The sequence below is a fragment of the Cellulomonas sp. FA1 genome (assembly GCF_000986825.1).
Taxonomy (GTDB): Bacteria; Actinomycetota; Actinomycetes; order Actinomycetales; family Cellulomonadaceae; genus Cellulomonas; species Cellulomonas iranensis.
Map to the genome: position 1 here is coordinate 3,256,347 of NZ_LBMY01000001.1, position 22,930 is coordinate 3,279,276.

Sequence of the window (22,930 nt, forward strand, 5' to 3'; positions counted from 1 at the left end):
CTCGCGGCACCCACCGACGGCTCTCACGTCTCCAGCTCGATCTCGACGGCGTACCCGGTCGGGTCTCCGTCGAGGTCCTCCCCGACGTCCGCACCGTCCTCTCCCGATGGCGGGGGTGGCGGGGGCGCCCGCCGGGGGACGGGTCTCCTCCCGTGGGAGGAGAAGGGCGCCCCCGCGGTCTCCTCTCGCGGCAGGTGCTGGCGCACCCCCGCGTCTCCGTAGCGTCGCCGACGGACGCCCCACGAGGGGTCGGCACGGGCGAGGAGACGTGATGATCGAGGTCGAGGCGCTGACCAAGCGCTACGGGAGCACGACGGCGGTGGACGGGCTGACGTTCACCGCGCGGCCGGGCACGGTGACGGGGTTCCTGGGCCCCAACGGTGCGGGCAAGTCCACGACCATGCGCGTCGTCGTCGGGCTGGAGCGTGCGACGTCGGGCACCGCGCGTGTCGACGGGCGTCGGTACGCGGACCTGCCGGCGCCGCTGCACGCGGTCGGCGTCATGCTCGACGCGCGCTCGGTCCACCCCGGGCGCACGGCGTACAAGCACCTGCTGTCGCTCGCGCAGACGCACGGCATCGGCAGGGCGCGGGTCCGCGAGGTCCTGGAGCAGACCGGGCTGGAGGCGGTCGCGCGCCGCCGGGCGGGCACGTTCTCGCTGGGCATGGGCCAGCGGCTCGGCATCGCGGGTGCGCTGCTGGGCGACCCGCGGACGCTCGTCCTCGACGAGCCGGTCAACGGTCTCGACCCCGACGGCGTGCTGTGGGTGCGCCGCCTGGTGCGCGAGCTCGCCGCGGAGGGCCGCACGGTGCTGCTGTCGTCGCACCTCATGCACGAGCTCGCGCTGTGCGCCGACCGCGTGGTCGTCATCGGCCGCGGGCGGCTGCTCGCCGACGCGTCGGTGCAGGAGGTCGTCGACCGCTCCGAGCGCGCCGGCACGGTGCGCGTGCGCACGACCGACCCCGAGCGCCTCGCCCGTGAGCTGCTGGCCGCCGGCGCCGAGGTGACACCCCAGGAGGGCGGTGCGCTGCACGTGCGCGGCGCCACGGTCGACGACGTCGGCACGGCCGCGCAGCGCTGCGGTGCGGCGGTCCTCGAGCTCGCGGCCGAGCAGGTGTCGCTGGAGGACGCGTACCTGCAGCTCACGGCCGACGCGGTCGAGTACCGGGCGGCCGGGGCCTCGGGCGGTGCGCGGTGAGCGCGGCGGTGGCCGCGCCCGACGTGCGGTCCGACGCTCGCCGCGGGCCGACGTTCCCGCGCGTGGTGGCCTCCGAGTGGACGAAACTCGTGTCGCTGCGCGCGTCCTGGTGGACGGGCGGCGTGACCGTCGTCGTGGCCGGGGTCATCACGTACCTCAGCGCGCAGGCGTCCTCGGTGGACCTCGGGTTCGACCCGGTCGACTCGCTGGGCACGGGTCTCGCTCTCGCCCAGGTCGGGGCGCTCGTGCTGGGGGTCCTCGCGGGCGCCGGCGAGTTCCGCACGGGTGCCGCACGCACCACGTTCACGGCGGTGCCGCGTCGTTGGCCCGTCGTCGCGGCGCAGGCGCTCGTGACCGCCGCGTTCGCGGCCGTGGTCGCGGTGCTGAGCGTCGCCGCGAGCGTCGTGGGCATCCTGCCCCCGGCCGCGCGCCGCGGCATCGAGGTCGACCTCTGGGCCGGCGAGACCCCGGGCGTCATGCTCGGCATGGGCCTGTTCGTCGTCGGGCTGACGCTGCTGGGCCTCGCGATCGGCGTGCTGCTGCGCCGGACCGTCCCGGCGATGGTCACGACGCTCGTCGTCGCGCTGGTCCTCCCGGTGCTGCTGACGATGGTGGGCCCGCCGCCGCTCCCCGCCGACCCGGCCGTGCTGGAGCCCGTCGCGCAGGTGACGGTCGGCGGCACGCTCATGGTCCTGTCGCCCGGCGGCGCCGCGCAGCTCATGACGTTCCCCGCGTCGTCCGGCCCCATGGAGGGCGGCCCGGACATCGGCCCCGTGGGCGGTGGCCTCGTGCTGGCCGCGTGGGTGCTCGTGCTGCTCGTCGCGGCGGCGCTGCGGCTGCGGCTGCGGGACGTGCGATGACGGCGCTGGTCACCGCGCGACGTGCGGACGGGGGTGCCGTGTGCGGCGCCCCCGCCCGCCGCGGGCCCACGTTCCCGCGTGTGCTGCGCTCGGAGACGACCCGGTTCACGAGCCTGCGCACGAACGGCTGGCTCGTGCTCGGCACGGTCGCCGCCGCCGCGGCCGTCGCGTACGGCCTGGGGCTGTTCGTGCGGCCCGGCGACGGGCGGTCCGGCTCGTGGGTCGTCACGTCGGGCTTCGTGCTCGCGCAGCTCGGGTTCCTCGTGCTCGGGGCGCTCGTCGCGACGGCCGACCACACGACGGGCACGGCCCGCACGACGTTCACGGCCGTGCCGCGGCGGCTGCCCGTGCTGCTCGCGCAGGTGGTCGTCACGACCGTCGTCGCGCTGGTCACCGGGGCGCTCGCGCTCGTCGCGTCGTGGGTCGCGACGGTCCCGGCGCGAGCGGCCGACGCCCCCGCGCTCGACCTCGCCGTGCCCGGCACCGCGCGGGCGCTGCTCGGCCTCGTGCTCGCCGGGGTGGGCGTCGCGCTGCTCGGCCTCGGCCTCGGTGCGCTGCTGCGACGCCCCGCCGGCGCGATCGTCGGCGGTCTCGTGCTCGTGCTCCTCGGCGACCAGCTCCTCGCCGCCAACCCGGGCCGCTTCAGCGACACGCTGCGCGCGTCCCTGCCGTCCGCGGGTGCGCGCCTGCTGCAGGACGACGCGGCGATCGCCGCCCTCGACGCCGCCACGCGCGGCCCCCGGCTGGGCGTGTGGGGCGGGGGCGTCGTGCTCGCGGTGTGGGTCGTGGTCGTGCTCGCCGCCGCCGGGTACCGCCTGGTGCGGCATGACGTCCGCTGACCGGGCGCGCCCACCGACGGGCGGCGTGCCCGTCGCTCGGCCTGGCGTCGCGCCGGGCGTCCGCCGCGAGGTGGCGCGCGTCGTCCCGCCCGGGCACGACCCCGCGCGGGGGTGGGAGAGTGGGCGCGTGGTGGTCCGACGCGCGCCGGCGACGCAGCCCGTCGCACCCGTGTCGGCGCCGCTCACCGAGGAGCAGGTCGGCGACGGCACCGCGCTCGCGCGGCTCGTGCGCGCGCGGCCGTGGCTCGTCGACGTCGTGGTCGTCGTCCTCGTGGTGGCCGTCGGGCTCGTCGGTGCGGGCTTCGGGTGGGAGGGGGCCGCGGGGGCGCGGTACCTGGGGCTGTACCCGCGGGACTCGGGCATCGAGCGCACGGTGGCCTGGACGTGGGTGGCCGGGACGGTCCTGGGTGCCGCGGTGCTCGTGCTGCGTCGTACGCGCCCGCTCGTCGCGACCGTGCTGCTCGTCGGGCTGTCGATCGCGTCGCTGCTGGTCGCCGGCGTGCTCGGGGTCCTGGGGCTGTGCCTGGCCGTCGCGCTGTCGGGCGTCGCGGCCACGCGCGAGCCCCGCACCACGTGGGCCGTCACGGGCGGTGTGCTCGTCGTGGTCGTCGGGGCCGTGTGGCGCTGGCAGGACCTCGGCCTCATCGAGATCCTCGCGTGGGCGGGGTCGGTGCCCTCCCCGCTGTGGGAGCCGCAGCAGTTCCTCGCGCAGCCGAACTTCTCGCCCGGGCGCCGGATGGGCTCGGTGCTGCTGCTGCTCGTGCTCGTCCTGCTCGGCGTGGCCGTCGGGTCCGCGACGCGCTCGCGGCGGCTGCACGTGCAGGAGCTCGTCGAGCGCTACCGCGCGCTCGCGCGCGAACGTGACCAGAGCGCCGCGCTGGCCCGCGCGGCCGAGCGCGCGCACATCGCGCGCGAGATGCACGACGTCGTCGCGCACAACGTGTCGGTGATGGTCGCGCTGGCCGACGGCGCCGACGCCGCGTTCGAGCGCGCACCCGACCGCGCGCGCGACGCCGTGCGGCAGGTCGCGCGCACCGGCCGGGCGGCGCTGGGGGACATGCAGCGCGTCCTCGGGGCCTTGGGCCCGGCCGCGACGGAGCCGGTGCCGGGTGGTGGCGAGCAGCCGCAGGACCCCGCCGAGGTGGGTCTCGCGACGGTCGTCGAGCGCTTCGGTGCGACGGGCCTGGCGGTCACCGCGACGGGCCTGGACACGCCGCTGCCGCAGGACACCGCGGTGCGGCTCGCGGTGCTGCGGATCCTCGGCGAGGCGCTGACCAACGTGCTGCGGCACGCCCCGGGCGCCCCGTCGGTCGAGGTGACGGTGCGCCGCACGCCGACGGCCGTCGAGGTGGACGTGCTCGACGCCGGCGGCACGCGCCCGGGCGACGGGCCCGGGTCGGGCCGTGGCGTGCTCGGCATGCGCGAGCGCGCGGCGCTGCTGGGCGGGACCGTCGACGCGGGCCCGCGCCCCGGCGGCGGCTGGCGCGTCCACGCGGTCCTGCCGTGGTCCGACGACGACGGAGGTGCGTGATGGCCGGCACGACGACGGGCCGCGACGGCGGTCCCGCGACGACGGTGCTGCTCGTGGACGACCAGGCGCTCGTGCGCGTCGGGTTCCGGCTGGTCATCGAGTCCGAGCCGGACCTCGTGGTCGTCGGGGAGGCGTCCGACGGCGGCGCCGCGCTCGCGCAGGTCGCGGCGCTGACGCCCGACGTCGTGCTCATGGACATCCGCATGCCGGGCGTGGACGGCATCGAGGCGACGCGGCGCGTCGTCGCCGAGCACCCCGGGTCCCGCGTGCTGGTCCTCACGACGTTCGACGTCGACGACCTCGCGTTCGCGGCGCTGCGCGCCGGTGCGAGCGGGTTCCTGCTGAAGTCCGCCGCGCCCGGTGAGCTGGTCGACGCGATCCGCACGGTCGCGGCCGGGACCGCGGTCGTCGCGCCGCGCGTGCTGCGTCGCATGCTCGACCTGTTCGCACCGCACCTGCCCGCGGGCGGCGAGGTCGCCGAGCCGGGGGAGGACCCGCGCCTGGGCGCGCTCACCCCGCGCGAGCTCGACGTGCTGCGGCTCATCGCGGCGGGCGCGTCGAACTCCGAGATCGCGGCCGAGCTGTACGTGTCCGAGACGACCGTGAAGACGCACGTGGGCAACGTGTTCGCCAAGCTCGGCGCACGCGACCGCGTGCAGGCCGTGATCATCGCCTACGAGTGCGGGCTGGCCGGCAGCACGCCACGCCGCGCCTGAGCCGCCGGCGCGGCGTCCTCTACGGAGGCCGCAAGACCACCGCAGACCATGCTGGTGCTGTGATTGTCACACCCTAGGCGTTACATTTGCAGCATGCGCACGTCCGATCTCGCGACGCTCACCGAGCTCGCCGCTGCGCAGTGGGGGCTGGTGACTACCGCCCAAGCGCAGGAGGTCGGGGTCTCGCGCATGACGCTGGCCCGTCTGGTCGACGCCGGCATCCTCGATCGGGTCGCGCACGGCGTGTACGCCACCCCGGCGGTCCTGGGCGACGAGTTGCTCGGGCTGCGGACGGCGTGGGTCGCGCTGCAGCCGCGCCGTGCCGTAACCGATCGCCTGGCGGACCCGATCGGCGCCGGCGTCGTCTCGCATGCCTCCGCCGCGCAGCTGCACGGCCTCGGCGACCTGCTCGCCGACGAGCACGAGCTCACCCTGTCGACCCGCTACCAGTCCACACGCCCCGGCGTGCGAGTGCACCGCGCGACCCTGGCGCCGGCCGACGTCACCGTGGTGGCAGGTCTGCCCGTCACCACAGCGGCGCGTACGGTCGCCGACCTCCTGGCCGCCGGCCACGACTTCGAACACGTCGGCCAGGTCGCGGCCGACGCCGTGCGTCAGGGATCGGCCGACGGCCGAGCGCTCGTGCGCGCGCTCGAGCCTGTCGCGCGACGCCACGAGTCCGGTGACGCTGCCGCGCTGACGACCCGGCTGCTGCAGGCCGGGGGTCTGGCCCCACGTGAGCTCGGGGACCGCCTGGTCGGCTCCGACGCCGGCGTCGACCTGGTCGCCCGCTCCCTGAACGACCGCCTGGTCCTGTCTCCCGAGAGCGTCAAGCTCGTCGAGGACCTCGTCACGCTCGTCGGCGTCGTAGCGAGCAACCCCGAGGTGCGTGCCCGTCTGGCCAGCATGGCCGAGCGAACCCGAGCGAGGGTTGCGCCGATCAACGAGGCCATCGCCGGCACGCTCCTGCCCGGCGTCGACGCTGCGCGCGCCCGGATCGCGGCCGCCCTGCCGAGCCCGGACACCCGCCAGCGGATGGCGACCTGGTTCGAGGATCCGGAGAACCAAGCCGCCCTGCAGCAGATCCTGCTCGCGTTGCAGACCGCCGCCCAGACCACGGCCGCGGCTGCCGACGGCGACGTCCACGAGCACGACGACGACGAACACGACGAAGACGAGGATCAGCTGTGAACGTCACCGGGTACCGCGACGGCGTCGCGATGTGGCGCGCCATCAGCGATCGCGCACGCGTCGCCTCCAAGGAGACAGGGCGCCCGACGAACGAGCTGGTCCGCCGGTTCGTCTACGACCGCTTCCTCGCCCGCGTGTTCGCCGACCCCAGCTCGCCCTGGGTGCTCAAGGGCGGCACCGCCGTGCTCGCGCGCGTGAACGACGCCCGGCACAGCAAGGATGTCGACCTCCTGCGCAGCCTCGGCATTATCGACGACGCGCTCGAGGCGCTGCGCGCGGCCGTGGCCGTCGACCTCGAGGACCACTTCCGGTTCGTGGTCGGCACCGTGCGTCCCGTCGGCGGGGCCGGCCAGCAGCCCGACGTCGCGGGCCACCGCGTGCAGATCGACGCGTACTGCGGCACCCGCAGGTGTGAGGCATTCGGGGTCGACCTGGTCACCGGCTCGCTGATGACTGCCGAGCCGGAGGTCGTGCGCTCGAGCCTGCCGCTGGAGCTGCCGGGTGTGCAGGCGCCGACGGTGCGGGCCTACCCCGTCGTCGATCACGTCGCCGACAAGCTCGCCGCCACCGAGACCGTCTACGCCGACGGCGCCCGCTCCAGCCGCGCGCGCGACCTCGTCGATCTCGTCGTGTTCGCCCGGACCCAGGCCGTCGACGGCGAGGCGCTGCACAACGCGATCGTCGCCGAGCGCCTGCACCGGCGGCTGCCGGCCAGCGAGACCTTCGCCGTCCCGCCGGCCTGGGCGACCACCTACCCGCCACTGGCAGCCAAGACGCCTCACTGCGACGGGCTCCACGACCTCGAGGCAGCGGTCAGCCTCGTCGCGGCATTCCTCGAGCCGGCCCTGACCGACGCGGCCACAGGTCACCGCTGGGACCCGGACTGCCAGGTCTGGAGCCCGCTCGGCTGACACGGGGCAGGGGCCGCGGTTCAGCGGCCGCTGGAATCCCCGACGACGCTGCGCGGGTCGGTGTTCCGCGGACACTGCGAGGTCACGCGAAGCCACGCACGAGCGGCTCCGGCAGTCGGCCCGCGACGTCGGGTGTCTGGTCCACGAGGTCCCCGTCGTCGCGGTCACGACCCGCATGAACTCGCCTGCGGGTTCCGCCGGCCCGGTCAGGGCCGCGGAGCCGGTGTGCGGAGGTGCGCGACGTCGCCGACGGTGACGACCGCGCGGTTGTGGAAGTACCCGTCCTCGCGCAGCGTCGTGATGCTGCCCGACGGCACGGGGAACGCGACGTGCCCGGCGGACGCGACGGGCATGCCGATCCACGCCGCGACGAGCAGCCCGGCGGTGAAGCCGTGCGTGACGACCACGAGGTGGTCGACGTCGAGCGTCAGCAGGTCGGTCAGCGCGGCGTACGCGCGCACCGCGAGGTCGAGGCGCGTCTCGGCGCCGGGCACGCCCTCGTCGTGGCGCAGCCGGTCGCCGACGGCGGGCGGCGGCACGAAGCGCGCGTCGAGCCACGCCTGCGGGCGGCCGCCTGCCTCGCCGTAGGACTTCTCGCGCAGCCGCGCGTCGAACGTGGGGGTGACGGCGAGCGCCGCGGCGACGACCTCGGCGGTCCGGCGGGTGCGCAGCAGGTCCGACGACGCGACGGCGACGCTCGCGCCCACGGCGATGCGCGCCCGCAGCGCCGCCCCGATCGCCGCCGCCTGGCGTCCGCCCAGCGGCGTGAGGTCGGAGTCGAACTGCCCGCCGACCAGGCCGTCGACGTGGTGCGTCGCCTCGGGGTGCGTGACGACGTGCACGGTGCGCTCACGCACGGGGACGCGGCCGGGCACGGGCGGCAGCGGCACGGGGTCCGCGGCGACCGGCGGCGCGGCGTAGAACACCTCGGGGTCCCCTGCGTCGAGTCCGTCGACGACGCCGACGCACGCCCACCCGGCCGCGTCGAGCACCGCCTGCATGGGACGGTTCGACAGGTTCGTGGACGTGAAGACCTTCGCCGTCGCGCGCGTGGCGGACACGTGCGCGAGCAGCGCCGTCGCGACGCCGCGGCGCCGTGCGGCGGGCGCGACCTTGACCAGCTCGACCAGGTCGTGGCCGAAGAAGTGCCGCACGACGACCGCGAACCCGACGACGTCGTCGGCCGTCTCGGCGACGCGCAGCGCACCCGTCGACGCCCACGCGGCCACGTCGTCGCCGGTCAGGGTGCCCCCGGTCGCGTGGTCGAGGTCGAGCACGGCGGGCACGTCCGCCGCCGTGGCGCGGCGGGTCTGCGGGGTCGGGTGGGCGCTCACGCGGGCACGCTAGCGAGGGCCGTCGCGTCGGGCCAAGGGGCTCGTGCCGTCCGTACCGGGCGGCACGCCCGTCGCCGTCCGCGAGCGCACGTCGGTCTGGTGCGCACCACACGGCCCGTCACGCGAGTCGCCGCGTCACGACCCCGCGCGGCGCAGCAGCACGACCCGCTCGTCGTCCGCGGGCACCTCGACGTGCTCGACCGTGAGCCCGGCGCCCTCGGCGAGCTGCCGGAACCCGTCGTCGGTGTACCAGTGCATGACCCAGTCGCGGTCCGCCTCCTGCAGGCCGTCGGGGCCGTCGAGCCGGTAGCGCACGTGCGTCGTGCGCGTCCGCGCGTCGGCGTCGTACTCCTCGCCGACGACGTGGAACCGCGCCTGCCGGCCCTGCTCGGTGACGGCCTCGCGGACCCGGCCGATCTGCTCGGCGGGAGTCGGCGGCGGCGACCACAGCGGCACGAGCGCCGCGCCGCCGGGCAGCAGGTGCCGCGTGATCGACAGCAGCGCGGCCGCCGCGGTCGCGTCGTCGGGCAGCAGGTTGAACGTCGCGCCCGCGAGGTACACCGACCGGAACCGCCGCGGCAGCGCGAGGTCCTCCATGCGCTGGTGGTGCACGGTGGCGGTCAGCCCCTGCGCGGCGGCCTTCTCGCGGCAGCGCCGCACCATGTCGGCCGACGAGTCGACGCCCTCGACGTCGATCCCCGCCGCCACGAGCTCGAGGAACGGGCCGACGTCGCCGCAGCCCAGCTCGAGCGCGGGCTCACCCTCCGCGCGGACGAAGTCGAGGTACGGACCGGCCTCGACGACGTCGCCCCGCAGCGGCCCGTAGGCCTCGGCGACGATCCCGGTGTAGAAGTCCGCAGCGCGCATGGCGGCACGCTAGTGAGGCGTCCACGGCCGCGACCAGGGGATTCGACGCGCGGTCGCCGAGGGCGCCACCGGCCCGCCCGACCGGGCAGCCCCTCACGACGCGCAGGCGACCTGCGGCGTCCCCGGCGTCCCGGTGGCGATGAACCCGAACGTCGTCGTCCCGCCCGCCGCGAGGGCGCCGTTGTAGGGCGCGTTGCTCACGACGACGCCCGCCCCGGACGTCGACTGGACGCCGTTCCACAGCGTGCTCACGGTCGCACCGGTCAGCGTCACGCGCCACGACGTGAGCGCCGCCGCACCCGCCGTGACCGTGACCTCGCCCTGGTAGCCGCCGGACCACGTGCTGACGGCCCGGAACGTCGCGGTGCACGCGGCACCGGGCGTCGGGGTGGTCGTCGGCGTGGGCGTGACGGTCGGGGTGGGCGTCGGAGTCACGGTGGGCGTGGGCGTGGGCGTCACGGTCGGCGTCGGCGTCGGTGTGGGCGTCGTGCCGCCGCCGGACGTCGTGTACGGGACGACCGTCCGCGGTGCGGAGCACTTGCCGCCGCACGCGGCGGGCAGCGAGAACACGTACTCGCGCCCGCCGAAGAGGTAGGCGTCGGTGACGTCCTTGACGCGGATCCGGTAGTCGGTGCCGCCGGCCGTGGTCGGCTTCACCAGGAACGACTGCCCCATGTCGGTGTTCATGGGGGTCGTGACCCACGCGCCGTCGGCGTAGTGCTCGACGCCGTGGATGCCGTTGGGCAGGTGGTTGATGGACACCCCGGCCCACCAGCGCTCGGAGCCCTGGATGAACCCGATCTCGATGTCCCCGCTGTAGTGCGGCGCCTCGATGAACTCCCAGGTCACCTTGCGGTTGCCCCAGTGCGCGGGCTCGAGGTCGCCGACCGCGGCGCCGTCCTTCACGAACCGGTTGATGGCGGCGTGCGCGAGGTCCAGGTGGTACGGGTCGTCGCGGCACCACGCGTTGGGGTCGCCGCAGCTGTCGGCGACGAGCATGTCGAGCGTCGCGCCGTTGTACCGGTCCTCGACCCACGCTCCGTTGCGGCAGAACGCCTGCCCGGCGGCGCCGTCGTTGAGTCCCGTGCAGTAGTCGTCGATGGTCACGCGCACCCACCGGCCGCAGTTGCGGCCGTTGTCCCACATGCCCGTCTTCGGGTCGCCGGTGGCCATCGGGCGCGGGTACATGGCGTAGTCGCCGGGGGTGTGGAACACGTTGAGCGCGATCCAGTTCTGCGTCTCCAGCTGGTCCTGCGGCAGCCCGCAGCCGCCGTAGGGTGCGCCGAGGTTGTCGAACCACGTCGCGTTGCCCGTCACGGGCGCGGGCTCGCCGCCCGGGGCGACGGCCTGCGCGGCGACGGCCTGCGCGGCGACGGCCTGCGCGGCGGCGGGGGTCGCGACGAGCGCGGCACCCGTCAGCAGCACGGCGAGCACGTGGCTCCACGTCCGGACCAGCCTCTGCGTGGACATCACGGTCCCTCTCGGTGGGCGACGGGTCGCGCCGAGTGTGCTCCTGCTGGGGGCCCGGCGGGCGGGGGGCGGGCGTCGTCCGGGGCTGCGAATCGTTTCCGACGACGGACGGACCCGCCCGACCCCGTCAGGCGCTCACCGCAGCCGCGTCCACGTCCCCTCGGAGACCACCTCGACCACGCCGTCGACGACCGTGATCGCCGTCTGCTCGTCGATCGCGTACGCGGGCACGTCGAGGTCGGCCGCCCACCGTTCCGCGTCGGCCGGGGTGTTGGTCGGGAACGCGTTCAGGTGCGGGAAGATCGCGAAGTCGACGACGCCGAGCGTCCGGTCGTCCGGTGCGGACGGCCACTCGACGAAGTACGGGCCGATGCGCGGCGTCAGCACCATGCTCCCCGCGCTCACGCCCACCCACACCGTGTCCGTCAGCGACGGCAGCAGCTCCGCGACGCCCGACGCGCGCAGCCAGTGGGCCAGGTAGGTCGCGTCGCCGCCGTCGACGAGCAGCACGTCGGCCTCCCGCAGCCACGTCTCCCAGCGCCGTGAGCCCGTCGACGGCAGCGCCGTCAGCTCGAGGACGCCGAGCGACGCCCACCCCAGACCCGTCAGGTGCGCGTCGCCCGCGACGACGCGACGCACCGACGCCGGCCCGCACATCGGGTGCCCCCACTGCGCGGTCGGGATGCACAGCGCGTGCGCCTCGGCCACGGGCCTGCCGAGCAGCCGGACCAGCGCGTCGTGGATCGACGGGTTGGTGACCCCGCCCGACGTGAGCAGCAGCTTCATGGCACCTCCGGGTCGGCGTGGACGTCCTGGTGCGACCGACCGCCGGGAGGGCCGAAGATCACCGGGGCGCGCGGAGCGGTTCTCGGGCGGGTCGCCGGTCCTGCGAGGTCGCGACTCCTACCATGCCGCCATGGCCCGCCCCACCCGCCGCGTCCAGGTCGCCCGCCGCCGACGGCGCCGACTCGCCCGGGTCGAGAACGACCTCACCGACCTGGAGTGGGGCGCGCTGCGGGACGCGTGGGGCGGCTGCGCCTACTGCGGCGCGACCGACCGCCCGTTGCAGCGGGACTGCGTCCTGCCGATCTCCCGCGGCGGTCGGTACACCGTCGACAACGTCGTGCCCGCGTGCGGGGCGTGCAACGCCAGCAAGTGCAACACCGAGGTCGTGTCGTGGCTGCGCCGCAAGAAGCTCGACGAACGCGCGTTCCTGCTGCGGCACGCGACGATCCGCCGGGCGCTGGGTGCACCGGCGTCGGCCGAGGTCCCGGTGCCCGCCGACGTGCCGGCGCCGACCGCCGTCCCGGCGCCGGCTGAGGTGCCGGTGCCGGTGACGCCGTCGGCCTGAGCGTGCCGCGCCGACGTCCGGGTGCGCGCGGTCGCACCCGGACGCCGGCCCGGTCGTGAGGGCAGCGCTCAGCCGACCTTCACGAGCTGCCACTGCTGGTTGGCGCCGTTCCAGTCGCTGTACTGCACGACGTTCGCGCCGTCGGCGGTGGAGGCGCCCTGCACCTCGACGGCCTTGCCGCTGTTGCGGTTGATCAGCTGCACGTAGCCCTCGACGGTCTGGAGGCTGAACTGCTGGTTGGTGCCGTTGTTGTCGGTCCACTGCTGGATCGTCGCGCCGTCGGCGGTGGACTTCGCGGCCACGTCGAGCACCTTGCCCGACAGCCGCGACCTCAGCTTGTAGAAGCCGTTGCCGGCGTCGACGAACTGCCACTGCTGCTGGTTGCCGCCGTTGCGGGACCACTGGGCGATGCGCGCGCCGTCCGCGGTGGACAGGTTGTACACGTCGAGGGCCTTGCCGCTGTTGCGGTTGACGAGCGTGTACCAGGCGGAGGTGTCGACCGTGCCGGGGGTCCCGGGGTTGCCCGGGTTGCCGGCGGGGTTGCCGATGCTGCCGGGCACGGAGCGCAGCGCCGCGAACCAGGCGGCGGCCATCTTGTCGTAGCCCGCCGCGTTGGGGTGCACGCCGTCGGGCAGGTCGGCGGTGCTGACCGCCCGGTACATGTCGACCAGGTGCACCTTCTTGCCCGCGGCGGCGCGGCTCTGCACGAGGCCCGGGATCGCGGAGTTGTAGGCGCGGACCTGCGCGTCGGCGAACGACACGGGGATCAGGGTCGCGACGAACACGTCGGTCTGCGGGGACGTGCTGGTGATCTTGTCGACGACGGACGCGAGCCGCGCGGGCGCGTTGGCGAGGTCGCGGTTCTGGGTGATGTCGTTGGTGCCGATGTGCAGCAGCACGGTGCGCGGCTGGTACGTGCGCACCCAGCTGACGACGTTCGCGTCGATCTGGTCGATCCGCCAGCCGGAGTGCCCCTCGTGGTCGTGGTCGCCGAGGCTCGCGGGCCCGTTGAACCCCGACCCGACGAAGTCGGTCGTGTAGCCGTTCTGCGCGAGGCGCTGCCACATCCCGACGCGGTACCCGCCGCCCCCGGTCATGCCGACGCCCTCGGTGATCGAGTCGCCCAGGGGCATGACGCGCGTGCCGCCGTTGCTCTCGGCGGACGCGGGCGCGGACGTCGTGACGACGCCTCCGGCCAGCGCGAGGCTGAGCGTGACGGCCATGAGGAGCCGTCGGGCGAGTCGGTGCATGGCGTCTGCCTCCTGTGATCGCGGCGCTGCGGTCGACCGGCGATGTGAGCGTTCACTCGGCGGTCCGGCCACTGTGGCACGGGCCTGGCGGGCCCGGCGATCAGCACAAACGATTAGGTGCGGCTGTGAGGTCAGAGCTCGCGCAGCATCGTGTCGGAGCCGCCGTTGCGGCCGACGACCACGAAACCGTGCCGCGTGTAGAGCGCACGCGCGGCGGCGTTGCCGTCCTCGACGCTCAGGCTCACGGCCCGCCACCCCAGGTCCCGCGCCTGCTCGAGGCACCCGGCGAGCAGCGCCGACCCCACGCCCCGCCCGTGGTGGGGACGCGCGACGGCCATGCCGATCTCCGGGACGTCGTCCGCGACGTAGCCGTACCCCGGTGTCGCGGCGGGCAGGGCGCGCGCCCAGACCGCGCCGAGCGGGTGCCCGTCGTCGTCGGTCGCGACGAGCCCGAAGTCGTCGGGGCGCTTCCACCCGCCGAGGTAGCGCGCGGTGTGCGTGTCCGCGACGACCTGGGCGCGCGTGAACCGCGGCGTGCCGTCCCAGTTGAACGCCTCCAGGAGCATGTCGTGGAGGAGGTCGAGGTCGTCAGCGGTCGCGTCGCGGAGCATCACGCCGGTGATCCTGGCAGGTCGGCGTGCGGAGGTCCTCCGGGATTTGCGAGCATCGGCAGGATCCGGGCCTGCCGCGCCGGCCGGCCTGGAGACACTCACCTGCGGCGGCCCGTCCCCGAGGGTGACACCATCGCCGCATGGCGCCGCCTCCCGTGCCGTCCGCGCTCGAGACCGACCGCCTCGTGCTGCGACCCCGCCAGGTCGAGGACGCCGCCACGTACCGCCTGCTGTGGACCGAGCGGGACCCGCGGGTGCCCGAGCACCGGCGCATCGACGCCCACGGCCTGCCGACCGTCGCGGACGTCGCCGCGCGGCTCGGCGACGAGCCCGGACTCCTCGCCGTGCACCGCAGGGACACCGGCGAGGTCGTCGGGTACTGCGGCCTGACCGGGTGGGGGAGCCCGCTGCCCGACGAGCCCGAGCTCGCGTTCGAGCTGCTGCGGGCCGCGCAGGGCCGCGGCTACGCCACCGAGGCCGGGCGGGCGGTCGTCGCGTGGGCGCGCGCGTCCGGGTGCACGCGGCTGCGGGCGACGGTGTGGGACTGGAACGCCGCCTCCCGCCGGGTGCTGGCGAAGCTCGGGTTCCGCGAGACGGGCGAGGTGGTGGCCCGGTCCGCCGCGGGGTGCAGCCTGCTGACGGTCCGGGAGCTGTGAGCGGGTCGGCGGGTGCTGCGCGCGTGGGGCGGGGGCGTGCCGGTCCCTCACCGCGATCCCTGGCACCCACTCAGCCGGCCTCGCAGGTCAGGAGAACTAGCGTGGCCCCGTGACGACCGCGCGGACCGCCGACCAGGGGCTCACCGCCGAGTCAGGCCCTCAGCGATGAGGGGTCGGGTCTCGCTGCCGGCGCTGGGGCTCGCGGCCGGCTCGGCGGCGGCGGTGCTCGTCCTGTTCTGGTGCGCCACGGGGACGCTCCGGAGCTTCGTCGGAGACGTCGTGGTGATCGTGCTCCTCGTCTCGGCGCTGGCGGCCGTGCGGATCGGGAGCGCGACCGGACGCCTGGTGGGCGTCGGGCTGTTCGCCTTCGGTGTGGAGGCATGGCAGGGCCTGGGGTGGGTCTCCGCGGACGCGCACCCGCTCCTGCAGCTGACCGTGGGTTCGACGGCAGACCCGCTCGACCTGGTGGCGTACGCGCTGGGCCTCGGGGTCGCCGCTCTCGCGGAGCGTGCCTACGGCCGGGCGGGGACGCGTTCCCCGTCGTAGAGCTCGGCGACGAGCAACGGGCGGGTAGCGCGACCGCCCGGGGTGGGGTCCGGCTCTGTGAGCTGCTCGCCGGGTTGCCGACGCCCGTGCGATCTGCTCAACGGTTCTCGAAGCAGTAGCGGTGGTGGTAGGCGTCGAGCGCATCGGCTGCCAGCCCGGGGTACAGGTCCGCCAGGTGACGGCACACGCGCGAGGCGTCGTCTCAGACGTGCGCCCCACGCTCCAGGGGAACACTGGGGACCTCGATGTGGAGCATGTAGAACAGCGTCGTGCTGAGATCCTCGCCCGTCCAGGGGACGTCCACCTCCCCGGGCTGCTCGTCCGGCTGCAGCCGCAGCTCCCGCCCCCAGCTGTGGGTCGCCGCCAGCAGCGCGGTGCTGAGCGCGACGTCCACCGGGCGCCGCTCGTCGTCGCCGGACGGCACGAGCACCCGGGTACGGGGCTTGGGCGGCACGGGTGGACGCGGTGGCGGGGGGAGTGCGATCTCGCGGACGCCGCGGAGCTCGGCGGCGAGATCCGCGGCGCGCCGCGGCAGCGCAGGGTGACGCCCGCGCCGCCCGTAGGTGGGGAGCAGCTCGAGGCAGTCATCCAGGCGGACGAACAGGCGGACTCCTCGGCTGTGGTGAGGGCCGGCTTGGACGGGCCACGTCTCCACGAGCCGAACGTCGTCCCAGCCGAGCGTCAGCAGCGGCACGCCGTGCAGTGAGAGCTCGACGCCGTCGGTGGACCACGCCAGGATCAGGCGCGTCCCGCTCGGGACGTCGTCGCCCGCTACGCCGAGGACCTCGAGGGTGCCGCCCAGGCTCGCACCCGCGAGGACCGCCTGCGTGCGCCATCCCGGCCGCGCGGCCACCTCAGGCCGAGGTCGAGCCGCGCGGGCCTGCTGCCACCACGCCAGAGCTCCGGTCGTCGCGACCGCCACCGCGGGGGCGACGCACCACCAGGGCGCGTTCGTCGTGGTCAGCCAGGCGGCGACGGCCGACGCCGCGACGGTGAGCAACGCACGCCGAAGGTCGGGCATGGCAGGAACCTACCGCCGGCTCACCGGCGGCCACGGCCTCGACGTGGGCCGACGGCCACCGCATGGGGCCGGACGCCGCGCCCTGGGGTGCTGCGGCGGGCGACCTATGGCCACCTCGTGAGACCCGGACGTACGGTGGCCAACCTCTGAGATCTCGCCAATTCGGATGAGATCCCCAGCGCGTGTAGGAACTCAGCGGCCTTAGTCTAGCGCCCGGCGCTCTGACCTTGCCGCTAACAGGAGCGTGAGGTGGCTGCCGTCTCACCTTCGTGTCCGGATCGCCAGAGGTTCCCGCAAGGGCGAGTCGATCCATCGCATGTCGATCAGCGGTCGACGGTCGCGCGCTGGGCGGTCCGGCGAGCCCGCGGTGGCGGGAACCATGCACACTGCGTGCATGGTGCAGCGGTCGGACTCCGTTCAGCAGAATCTCGAACTCGCGGTCGCGCACGTCGTGCCGGCGCCTGGGCGTGAGCCCTGGACTTACGGCTGGGCGTACGAAGACTACCGACATTCCGGGAATGCAGCCTTCGACGGCCCGTCAGGGCCGCTGTCTATTTCTACTGAGGGGCTGGATGCGTTCGACAATGCTATGAACGCACTGCTCAAAGAGGCGGAGGTGCGCAAGCGTTGGTCCGGCGAGGAGTTGTGGGGCTTATTAGCCACCATGACAGGCGTCGCTCGAGGAGTAGAAGATCAGGACGCTTTCATAAGGGGGGCTCTCCGCCGAGTTCGTGAAGCCCCTCAGGCGTTGAGTGTGGTCCTAATCGCGAACGTCTCCTGGTCCGGTCCCCCGCTGGATGTCGCCAGCATGGTCGTGGGACACGCTGACCGACAGTTTCTCGACGAGGTTCGCAGGGTCGGGGGCAGTCGGCTGACTCCCGATCCCGCTCTGGGCGAGCGCTGGCTGAGAGAGCAAGTTGCGCCGCGGGTCCATGACCCTTCGAGTCCAGCCCCAGTGGCCGTGGCGATGTGGGGTTGGGGGCAGTCAACTCGAGCCACTGAAGAAGTGGAGCGTCGAGTACGCAACCTCGTAGACCTTTGCCTCCTCCTTGAGCCCGACCTTGAGGGTCATGAACTGTACCGGCGCGGCGCTACGAACAGACCCGGGGTGAGAGGGCTCACCCTGGACCGTGGTGCTGTCGGTGCCAATTTACAGGGACCGGGAAAACTGGAGCTGTTCTCCCAACCGCTTGTGGTTCAGGATCTGAGCGGGGAAGCGCCCGTGCATTGGTACGGCGCCGAACCGATGCCGCTGGGCGATTTACTCTCTCAGCCCGTCCTCAGGCAGTCAGTGGTGGAGTGCTTCGGCGAAGACCCCATAGCAAGCAGACTGAGGGTGGCTGCGCGTTGGTTCGCCGAAAGCCACTATGCATCCGACTATGATGACGCCGCCCTTGCCCTCGGAGTTGCCCTGGACGCCATGCTCAGCGGAAAAGACTCCCTGCCTGGAAGCGCTCTGGCTGACCGATTCGCCATGCTGGAGTCGGTGCCGGAAGAAAGGGCGGAGCGAGTCAAGAAGCATCTGAGCCTCTATAAGGTGCGTAGTAGCGTCGCACACGGCGGCGCGAGCAGTTCCTTGAGCGCCGAGTTCATTAACGACTTTGCGAGCGAGGTTCAGTGGGTGGCCCAGCGGTTGCTGGCGTTTCGGGTTCAATTCGCACCCGCGGCCGAGTCTGATATCCGAGCCTGCTTTGACGAACTGCGCTGGGGCATCCGCACCTGGAGCACGTAGGTGCCCCCGCATTCCCAGGTCAACGCGAACGTTCGCTTAGGTCGTGTCGAGCGTCCTGCACTCTCTCGGATCTGCGTTCGTCCGCGCCAACCGGACGGGTCCGTCGTCGCGAGATGCAGGCGTCTGCGCGCCGACCTTCTCGGCAACTTTCCCGCGCGGGGCGACGTTGAGGTAATTGCGATAAACGACTTCTTGCGTGCGCCTGGCCCCGACTGCTCGGCGACGTTGAACGCCGCCCGACGAGAGCGCGCAGTCAGAAGCCGTGACCCGCAATGGCTAACTTGCGGAGCCGCTCCAACCCCGAGGCGCAAGAGTGCCTCCCCGCATGGAGAGTGAAGTTCTCGTCGCCGCGGACCTCCCGCGTGGCGACCTCGCCGGGGCACTGGCCAAGTCCGCTGCTGGGGCGGGAACAACCGGCGCCCCACCGGAGTTGAGCCCATCAGACTCAACTTCTCCCCGCTTCGACTTGTCGGACGGCCACCCACCGTCGCAGACTTGAGCCAGGCGGGCTCAAGACGTCGAGCACTCCACGCAGCAGGAGCCCGCGAGGTTCCGGAAGGAAGGCACGCACATGGCACGAGCAGTCGGCATCGACCTCGGCACCACCAACTCCGTGGTCGCCACCCTCGAGGGCGGCGAGCCCACGGTCATCGCGAACGCGGAGGGGTCGCGCACGACTCCGTCCGTGGTGGCGTTCTCCAAGACCGGCGAGGTGCTGGTCGGCGAGGTCGCCAAGCGCCAGGCCGTCACCAACGTCGACCGCACCATCTCGTCCGTCAAGCGCCACATGGGCACGGACTGGACGACGACGATCGACGACAAGAAGTACACCGCGCAGGAGATCAGCGCCCGCATCCTCGGCAAGCTCAAGCGTGACGCCGAGGCGTACCTGGGCGAGCCCGTCACCGACGCGGTCATCACCGTCCCGGCGTACTTCAACGACGCCGAGCGCCAGGCCACCAAGGACGCGGGCACCATCGCGGGCCTCAACGTCCTGCGCATCATCAACGAGCCCACCGCCGCCGCCCTGGCCTACGGCCTGGAGCGCGGCAAGGAGGACGAGAACATCCTCGTCTTCGACCTCGGCGGCGGCACGTTCGACGTGTCCCTCCTGGAGGTCGGCAAGGACGACGACGGCTTCTCGACCATCGAGGTCCGCGCGACCGCCGGTGACAACCGCCTCGGCGGCGACGACTGGGACGCCGCGATCGTGGCGCACCTGGTCACCGAGGTGAAGAACACCACGGGCGTCGACCTGTCGAAGGACAAGATCGCGCTGCAGCGTCTGCGCGAGGCCGCCGAGCAGGCCAAGAAGGAGCTGTCGTCCGCGACCAGCACCAACATCTCGCTGCAGTACCTCTCGATGAGCGAGAACGGCCCGATCCACCTCGACACCAAGCTGACGCGCGCGCAGTTCCAGCAGATGACGCAGTCGCTGCTCGACCGCGTGAAGGCGCCGTTCCACCAGGTCATCCGCGACGCGGGCATCTCGGTGAAGGACATCGACCACGTCGTCCTCGTCGGCGGCTCGACCCGCATGCCCGCGGTGTCCGAGGTCGTCACCGAGCTCACGGGCGGCAAGGAGCCCAACAAGGGCGTCAACCCGGACGAGGTCGTGGCCGTCGGCGCCGCGCTGCAGGCCGGCGTCATGAAGGGCGACCGCAAGGACGTCCTGCTCATCGACGTCACCCCGCTGTCGCTCGGCATCGAGACCAAGGGCGGCGTGATGACCAAGCTCATCGAGCGCAACACGGCCATCCCCACCAAGCGGTCCGAGATCTTCTCGACGGCCGAGGACAACCAGCCGTCCGTGCTGATCCAGGTGTTCCAGGGCGAGCGCGAGTTCGCGCGGGACAACAAGCCGCTCGGCACGTTCGAGCTCACCGGCATCGCGCCCGCGCCGCGCGGCGTCCCGCAGATCGAGGTCACGTTCGACATCGACGCGAACGGCATCGTGCACGTGTCCGCCAAGGACCGCGGCACGGGCAAGGAGCAGTCGATGACGATCACCGGCGGCTCGGCCCTCCCCAAGGAGGACATCGACCGCATGGTCAAGGACGCCGAGGAGCACGCCGCCGAGGACAAGAAGCGCCGCGAGGAGGCCGAGACCCGCAACTCCGCGGAGCAGCTCGTCTACCAGACGGAGAAGCTGCTGGCCGACAACGGCGACAAGCTGTCCGACGACGTCAAGGGCGAGGTCTCCGGTGCGGTGACCGCCCTCAAGACGGCGCTCGAGGGCACCGACCTCGACGACGTCAAGGCAAAGCACTCGGCCCTGCTGACCGCGAGCCAGAAGATCGGCGAGGCGCTCTACGCCCAGCAGGACGCCCCCGCCGCCGACGCCCCCGCGGGTGACGCGGCCGGCCAGGCGGCGTCCGACGAGGACGTGGTCGACGCCGAGATCGTGGACGACGAGGACGACAAGAAGTGACCGACGACAAGCACCCCTCGGGGTCGGGCGCGCCCGACCCCGAGGAGGCCCCCCGTGTGACCGACAAGCGCCGCATCGACCCGGAGACCGGGCAGCTGCGCGAGCCGACCCCCGAGGAGGCGGTCCTGGCCGAGGCCGAGCAGGCCGCGGCCGCCGCCGAGGAGGAGGTCGTGCTCGAGGGTCTCGTCGAGGCGCAGAAGCTCGCCGCCGAGCGGCTCGACGACCTGCAGCGCGCCCAGGCGGCGCACTACAACCTCGAGCAGCAGTACAACGCGTACGTGAAGCGGTCCAAGGCCGAGGCCCTGGCCTCGCACGACCGCGGCGTCGCGGCGGTCGCCGAGGCGCTCATCCCGGTGCTCGACGACATCGAGCTGGCCCGCCAGCACGGCGACCTCACGGGGCCGTTCGCGTCGATCGCCGAGAAGCTCGAGGGCACGCTGCAGCGCTTCGGCGTCGAGCGCTACGGCGCCGCCGGCGAGCCGTTCGACCCCGAGGTGCACGAGGCGCTCATGCACGCGCACTCGGCCGACGTCACGGAGCCGACGGTGCAGCAGGTGCTGCAGCCCGGCTACCGCACGCCCGACCGGATCCTGCGCGCGGCGCGCGTCGCCGTGGTGGACCCCGAGGGCTGACGGCACCATCATCGTCACCACGCCCGGGGCGGCGGCCGGTCCGCCGGCCGCCGCCCCCGCAGCACCACGACGGAGCACCACCACGCACACCGCACGCACCACGCACCGACCGCCGCACGGCGGTCCGCAGCACGTCAGGAGGGAGGCGCCGTGACCGGCCAGGACTGGCTCGAGAAGGACTTCTACGCCGTGCTCGGCGTCCCCAAGGACGCCGACGCGGCCGCGATCAAGAAGGCGTACCGCAAGCTCGCGCGTCAGCTGCACCCCGACCAGAACCCCGGGGACGCGGCCGCCGAGGCGCGGTTCAAGGACATCGGCGAGGCGTACGCGGTCCTGTCGGACCCCGAGCAGCGCCAGCAGTACGACCAGCTGCGCGCCATGGCCGGCGGGGCCCGCTTCACCGCGGGCGGCCGCCCCGGGGCGGGCGGCGCGCAGGGCTTCGAGGACGTCTTCGGCGGCATGTTCGGCGGCGCCAACGGCCCCGGCGGTCGCGTCCGCTACTCCACCGGCGGCGGTGGCGGCGGCGGCTTCGAGGACATCCTCGGCGGCCTGTTCGGCGGCGGCGGGTTCGGCGCGCAGCGCGGCCCGCAGCCCGGCGTCGACCTCACCGCCACCACCACCCTGCCGTTCCGCACCGCGGCCGAGGGCTCGACGATCTCGCTGTCTGTCGAGGGCCGCACCGTCAACGCGCGCATCCCCGCGGGCGTGCGCGACGGGCAGAAGATCCGGCTGCGCGGCAAGGGCCGCCCCGGCGACCCGGGCGCGCCCGCCGGCGACCTCGTCATCACGGTGCACGTCGAGCCGCACCCCGTGTTCACGCTCGACGGCAGCAACCTGCGCGTCACCGTGCCCGTCGCGTTCGACGAGGCCGCGCTCGGCGCGACCATCGACGTCCCGACGCTCGATGGCTCGACCGTGCGCGTCAAGGTGCCCGCCGGCACGCCGTCGGGCCGCACGCTGCGCGTCAAGGGCAAGGGCGTCACGACGTCGTCCGGCACGGGCGACCTGCTGGTGACCGTGCAGGTCGTCGTGCCGCAGAAGCTGTCCGCCGCGGCCAAGGAGGCCGTGCAGGCGTTCGGCATCGCGACGTCCGGCGAGGACGTGCGCGCCGACCTCATGGCGCAGGCACGCCGCTGACCGCAGGAGACACCAGGGGGAGAGGAGCGAGGGGAGGAGGACGATGGACGAGGACGCCAAGGTCTACGTGATCTCGGTCGCCGCGCAGCTCGCCGGCATGCACCCGCAGACGCTGCGGCAGTACGACCGCCTCGGACTCGTCCAGCCCGCTCGCACGCGCGGCCGCGGCCGCCGGTACTCGATGCGCGACATCCAGGTGCTGCGCGAGGTGCAGCGGCTGTCGCAGGACGAGGGCGTGAACCTCGCGGGCATCAAGCGCATCCTCGAGCTCGAGGCCGAGGTGCGCGCCGCGCGCCGCCAGGTCGAGTTCCTGCGCACGCTCGTCGACCCCGGGCGCCGCGTGTTCCGCGCCGACCCCACGGGCAACGTCGTCGCCGACCGCCTCCACCCCCTCGCCGAGGCGGCCCCGAACCGTCGCACCGTGCGCTGGGCGCCCCGCCAGCTCACGCGCGGCCCGTCCCGCACCGACTGACCCTCCCGCGCCCCGCCGCGCGCCGCGCCGCCCCGCGCCGCCGCGCCGAGCGCCGTCCGTCGCCACCCAGTGCGGTCGAACGCCACCGAGTGCGCCACTCGTAGGTGGCGCACTCGGCGGCGTTCTACCCGCACTCGGCGAGCGGGCCGGGCCGGGCCGGCGGCGGCCGTGTCA

At 73.8% G+C, this 22,930-nt stretch carries 22 protein-coding genes; 15 read left to right on the forward strand and 7 right to left on the reverse strand.

What is annotated here, in order from left to right; translation table 11 throughout:
- Positions 1 to 271: 271 nt before the first annotated feature.
- The 7 genes from GY42_RS14745 (at position 272) to GY42_RS14775 (ending at position 7,246) form a co-directional block, all read left to right on the forward strand.
- Entirely contained in the window at positions 272 to 1,198 is a 927-nt protein-coding gene (locus GY42_RS14745) for an ABC transporter ATP-binding protein (RefSeq protein WP_046529904.1), read from the forward strand.
- On the forward strand, positions 1,195 to 2,058 hold the full coding sequence (locus GY42_RS14750) for an ABC transporter permease (protein ID WP_046529905.1): 864 nt from the start codon (positions 1,195 to 1,197) through the stop codon (positions 2,056 to 2,058). The genes GY42_RS14745 and GY42_RS14750 overlap by 4 nt, the downstream gene beginning before the upstream one ends.
- Positions 2,055 to 2,897: a membrane protein gene (locus tag GY42_RS14755; RefSeq protein ID WP_046529906.1), complete on the forward strand. Its 843-nt coding sequence runs from the start codon at positions 2,055 to 2,057 to the stop codon at positions 2,895 to 2,897. The genes GY42_RS14750 and GY42_RS14755 overlap by 4 nt, the downstream gene beginning before the upstream one ends.
- A gap of 127 nt (positions 2,898 to 3,024) precedes the next feature.
- Entirely contained in the window at positions 3,025 to 4,428 is a 1,404-nt protein-coding gene (locus GY42_RS14760) for a sensor histidine kinase (protein WP_236686805.1), read from the forward strand.
- A complete protein-coding gene (locus GY42_RS14765) occupies positions 4,428 to 5,144 on the forward strand; it encodes a response regulator (protein WP_046529908.1) in 717 nt (238 codons plus the stop codon). Before GY42_RS14760 ends, GY42_RS14765 begins: the two co-directional genes overlap by 1 nt.
- Positions 5,145 to 5,237: 93 nt before the next feature.
- Complete coding sequence (locus tag GY42_RS18370; protein WP_052748418.1) at positions 5,238 to 6,335, forward strand: type IV toxin-antitoxin system AbiEi family antitoxin domain-containing protein; 1,098 nt, start codon at positions 5,238 to 5,240, stop codon at positions 6,333 to 6,335.
- Positions 6,332 to 7,246, forward strand: coding sequence for a nucleotidyl transferase AbiEii/AbiGii toxin family protein (locus GY42_RS14775; protein WP_236686806.1), 915 nt, complete (start codon positions 6,332 to 6,334; stop codon positions 7,244 to 7,246). The genes GY42_RS18370 and GY42_RS14775 overlap by 4 nt, the downstream gene beginning before the upstream one ends.
- A gap of 206 nt (positions 7,247 to 7,452) precedes the next feature.
- Here the strand turns inward: GY42_RS14775 and GY42_RS14780 are convergent, their stop codons facing one another.
- The 4 genes from GY42_RS14780 to GY42_RS14795 all read right to left on the reverse strand — a co-directional run bounded on the left by GY42_RS14780 (position 7,453) and on the right by GY42_RS14795 (position 11,703).
- On the reverse strand, positions 7,453 to 8,580 hold the full coding sequence (locus tag GY42_RS14780; RefSeq protein ID WP_236686807.1) for a GNAT family N-acetyltransferase: 1,128 nt from the start codon (positions 8,578 to 8,580) through the stop codon (positions 7,453 to 7,455).
- Between the two features lie 135 nt (positions 8,581 to 8,715).
- The gene (locus GY42_RS14785) at positions 8,716 to 9,447 is read right to left on the reverse strand and encodes a class I SAM-dependent methyltransferase (protein WP_046529909.1); all 732 of its coding nucleotides are present in this window, start codon (positions 9,445 to 9,447) and stop codon (positions 8,716 to 8,718) included.
- A gap of 93 nt (positions 9,448 to 9,540) precedes the next feature.
- Positions 9,541 to 10,917 (reverse strand): cellulose binding domain-containing protein, encoded by a 1,377-nt coding sequence (locus tag GY42_RS14790; RefSeq protein WP_046531055.1) that lies wholly within the window; start codon positions 10,915 to 10,917, stop codon positions 9,541 to 9,543.
- Positions 10,918 to 11,052: 135 nt separating this feature from the next.
- On the reverse strand, positions 11,053 to 11,703 hold the full coding sequence (locus GY42_RS14795; protein WP_046529910.1) for a Type 1 glutamine amidotransferase-like domain-containing protein: 651 nt from the start codon (positions 11,701 to 11,703) through the stop codon (positions 11,053 to 11,055).
- A gap of 130 nt (positions 11,704 to 11,833) precedes the next feature.
- On the opposite strand from GY42_RS14795, the gene GY42_RS14800 reads away from it, so the two are divergent.
- Complete coding sequence (locus GY42_RS14800) at positions 11,834 to 12,268, forward strand: HNH endonuclease (protein WP_082131583.1); 435 nt, start codon at positions 11,834 to 11,836, stop codon at positions 12,266 to 12,268.
- 68 nt (positions 12,269 to 12,336) lie between these two features.
- Here GY42_RS14800 and GY42_RS14805 read toward each other — a convergent pair whose 3' ends face one another.
- Together GY42_RS14805 and GY42_RS14810 are read right to left on the reverse strand one after the other, a co-directional pair.
- Positions 12,337 to 13,518 (reverse strand): RICIN domain-containing protein, encoded by a 1,182-nt coding sequence (locus GY42_RS14805; protein WP_046529911.1) that lies wholly within the window; start codon positions 13,516 to 13,518, stop codon positions 12,337 to 12,339.
- A 131-nt stretch (positions 13,519 to 13,649) separates the two neighbouring features.
- Entirely contained in the window at positions 13,650 to 14,129 is a 480-nt protein-coding gene (locus tag GY42_RS14810) for a GNAT family N-acetyltransferase (protein WP_046531057.1), read from the reverse strand.
- A gap of 140 nt (positions 14,130 to 14,269) precedes the next feature.
- Between GY42_RS14810 and GY42_RS14815 the strand changes: the two genes are divergently transcribed.
- Both GY42_RS14815 and GY42_RS14820 read left to right on the forward strand, forming a co-directional pair.
- Positions 14,270 to 14,785, forward strand: coding sequence for a GNAT family N-acetyltransferase (locus GY42_RS14815; protein WP_046529912.1), 516 nt, complete (start codon positions 14,270 to 14,272; stop codon positions 14,783 to 14,785).
- A gap of 165 nt (positions 14,786 to 14,950) precedes the next feature.
- On the forward strand, positions 14,951 to 15,331 hold the full coding sequence (locus GY42_RS14820; RefSeq protein WP_046529913.1) for a DUF2809 domain-containing protein: 381 nt from the start codon (positions 14,951 to 14,953) through the stop codon (positions 15,329 to 15,331).
- Positions 15,332 to 15,533: 202 nt separating this feature from the next.
- On the opposite strand, the gene GY42_RS14825 is transcribed toward GY42_RS14820, so the two are convergent.
- The gene (locus GY42_RS14825) at positions 15,534 to 16,352 is read right to left on the reverse strand and encodes a hypothetical protein (RefSeq protein ID WP_046529914.1); all 819 of its coding nucleotides are present in this window, start codon (positions 16,350 to 16,352) and stop codon (positions 15,534 to 15,536) included.
- Positions 16,353 to 16,746: 394 nt separating this feature from the next.
- Between GY42_RS14825 and GY42_RS19185 the strand changes: the two genes are divergently transcribed.
- From GY42_RS19185 to GY42_RS14850, 5 genes are all read left to right on the forward strand, one after another.
- On the forward strand, positions 16,747 to 18,084 hold the full coding sequence (locus GY42_RS19185; RefSeq protein ID WP_152667344.1) for a HEPN domain-containing protein: 1,338 nt from the start codon (positions 16,747 to 16,749) through the stop codon (positions 18,082 to 18,084).
- A 571-nt stretch (positions 18,085 to 18,655) separates the two neighbouring features.
- A complete protein-coding gene (dnaK, locus tag GY42_RS14835; RefSeq protein ID WP_046529916.1) occupies positions 18,656 to 20,515 on the forward strand; it encodes a molecular chaperone DnaK in 1,860 nt (619 codons plus the stop codon).
- Entirely contained in the window at positions 20,512 to 21,147 is a 636-nt protein-coding gene (locus GY42_RS14840) for a nucleotide exchange factor GrpE (protein WP_046529917.1), read from the forward strand. The genes dnaK and GY42_RS14840 overlap by 4 nt, the downstream gene beginning before the upstream one ends.
- A 150-nt stretch (positions 21,148 to 21,297) precedes the next feature.
- The gene (locus GY42_RS14845) at positions 21,298 to 22,284 is read left to right on the forward strand and encodes a DnaJ C-terminal domain-containing protein (protein ID WP_046529918.1); all 987 of its coding nucleotides are present in this window, start codon (positions 21,298 to 21,300) and stop codon (positions 22,282 to 22,284) included.
- A gap of 43 nt (positions 22,285 to 22,327) precedes the next feature.
- Positions 22,328 to 22,756 carry a heat shock protein transcriptional repressor HspR gene (locus GY42_RS14850; RefSeq protein ID WP_046529919.1) on the forward strand — a complete coding sequence of 143 codons (429 nt, stop codon included), beginning with the start codon at positions 22,328 to 22,330 and terminating at the stop codon, positions 22,754 to 22,756.
- Positions 22,757 to 22,930: the final 174 nt, after the last annotated feature.

Bases quoted from the DNA above. Each gene is read 5' to 3' on its own strand.
- GY42_RS14745 (WP_046529904.1), top strand. From the start codon at position 272: ATGATCGAGGTCGAGGCGCTGACCAAGCGCTACGGGAGCACGACGGCG.
- GY42_RS14755 (WP_046529906.1), top strand. From the start codon at position 2,055: ATGACGGCGCTGGTCACCGCGCGACGTGCGGACGGGGGTGCCGTGTGC.
- GY42_RS14765 (WP_046529908.1), top strand. From the start codon at position 4,428: ATGGCCGGCACGACGACGGGCCGCGACGGCGGTCCCGCGACGACGGTG.
- GY42_RS18370 (WP_052748418.1), top strand. From the start codon at position 5,238: ATGCGCACGTCCGATCTCGCGACGCTCACCGAGCTCGCCGCTGCGCAG.
- GY42_RS14785 (WP_046529909.1), bottom strand. From the start codon at position 9,447: ATGCGCGCTGCGGACTTCTACACCGGGATCGTCGCCGAGGCCTACGGG.
- GY42_RS14790 (WP_046531055.1), bottom strand. From the start codon at position 10,917: ATGTCCACGCAGAGGCTGGTCCGGACGTGGAGCCACGTGCTCGCCGTG.
- GY42_RS14795 (WP_046529910.1), bottom strand. From the start codon at position 11,703: ATGAAGCTGCTGCTCACGTCGGGCGGGGTCACCAACCCGTCGATCCAC.
- GY42_RS14800 (WP_082131583.1), top strand. From the start codon at position 11,834: ATGGCCCGCCCCACCCGCCGCGTCCAGGTCGCCCGCCGCCGACGGCGC.
- GY42_RS14805 (WP_046529911.1), bottom strand. From the start codon at position 13,518: ATGCACCGACTCGCCCGACGGCTCCTCATGGCCGTCACGCTCAGCCTC.
- GY42_RS14810 (WP_046531057.1), bottom strand. From the start codon at position 14,129: ATGCTCCGCGACGCGACCGCTGACGACCTCGACCTCCTCCACGACATG.
- GY42_RS14815 (WP_046529912.1), top strand. From the start codon at position 14,270: ATGGCGCCGCCTCCCGTGCCGTCCGCGCTCGAGACCGACCGCCTCGTG.
- GY42_RS14820 (WP_046529913.1), top strand. From the start codon at position 14,951: ATGAGGGGTCGGGTCTCGCTGCCGGCGCTGGGGCTCGCGGCCGGCTCG.
- GY42_RS14825 (WP_046529914.1), bottom strand. From the start codon at position 16,352: ATGCCCGACCTTCGGCGTGCGTTGCTCACCGTCGCGGCGTCGGCCGTC.
- GY42_RS19185 (WP_152667344.1), top strand. From the start codon at position 16,747: ATGGTGCAGCGGTCGGACTCCGTTCAGCAGAATCTCGAACTCGCGGTC.
- dnaK (WP_046529916.1), top strand. From the start codon at position 18,656: ATGGCACGAGCAGTCGGCATCGACCTCGGCACCACCAACTCCGTGGTC.
- GY42_RS14850 (WP_046529919.1), top strand. From the start codon at position 22,328: ATGGACGAGGACGCCAAGGTCTACGTGATCTCGGTCGCCGCGCAGCTC.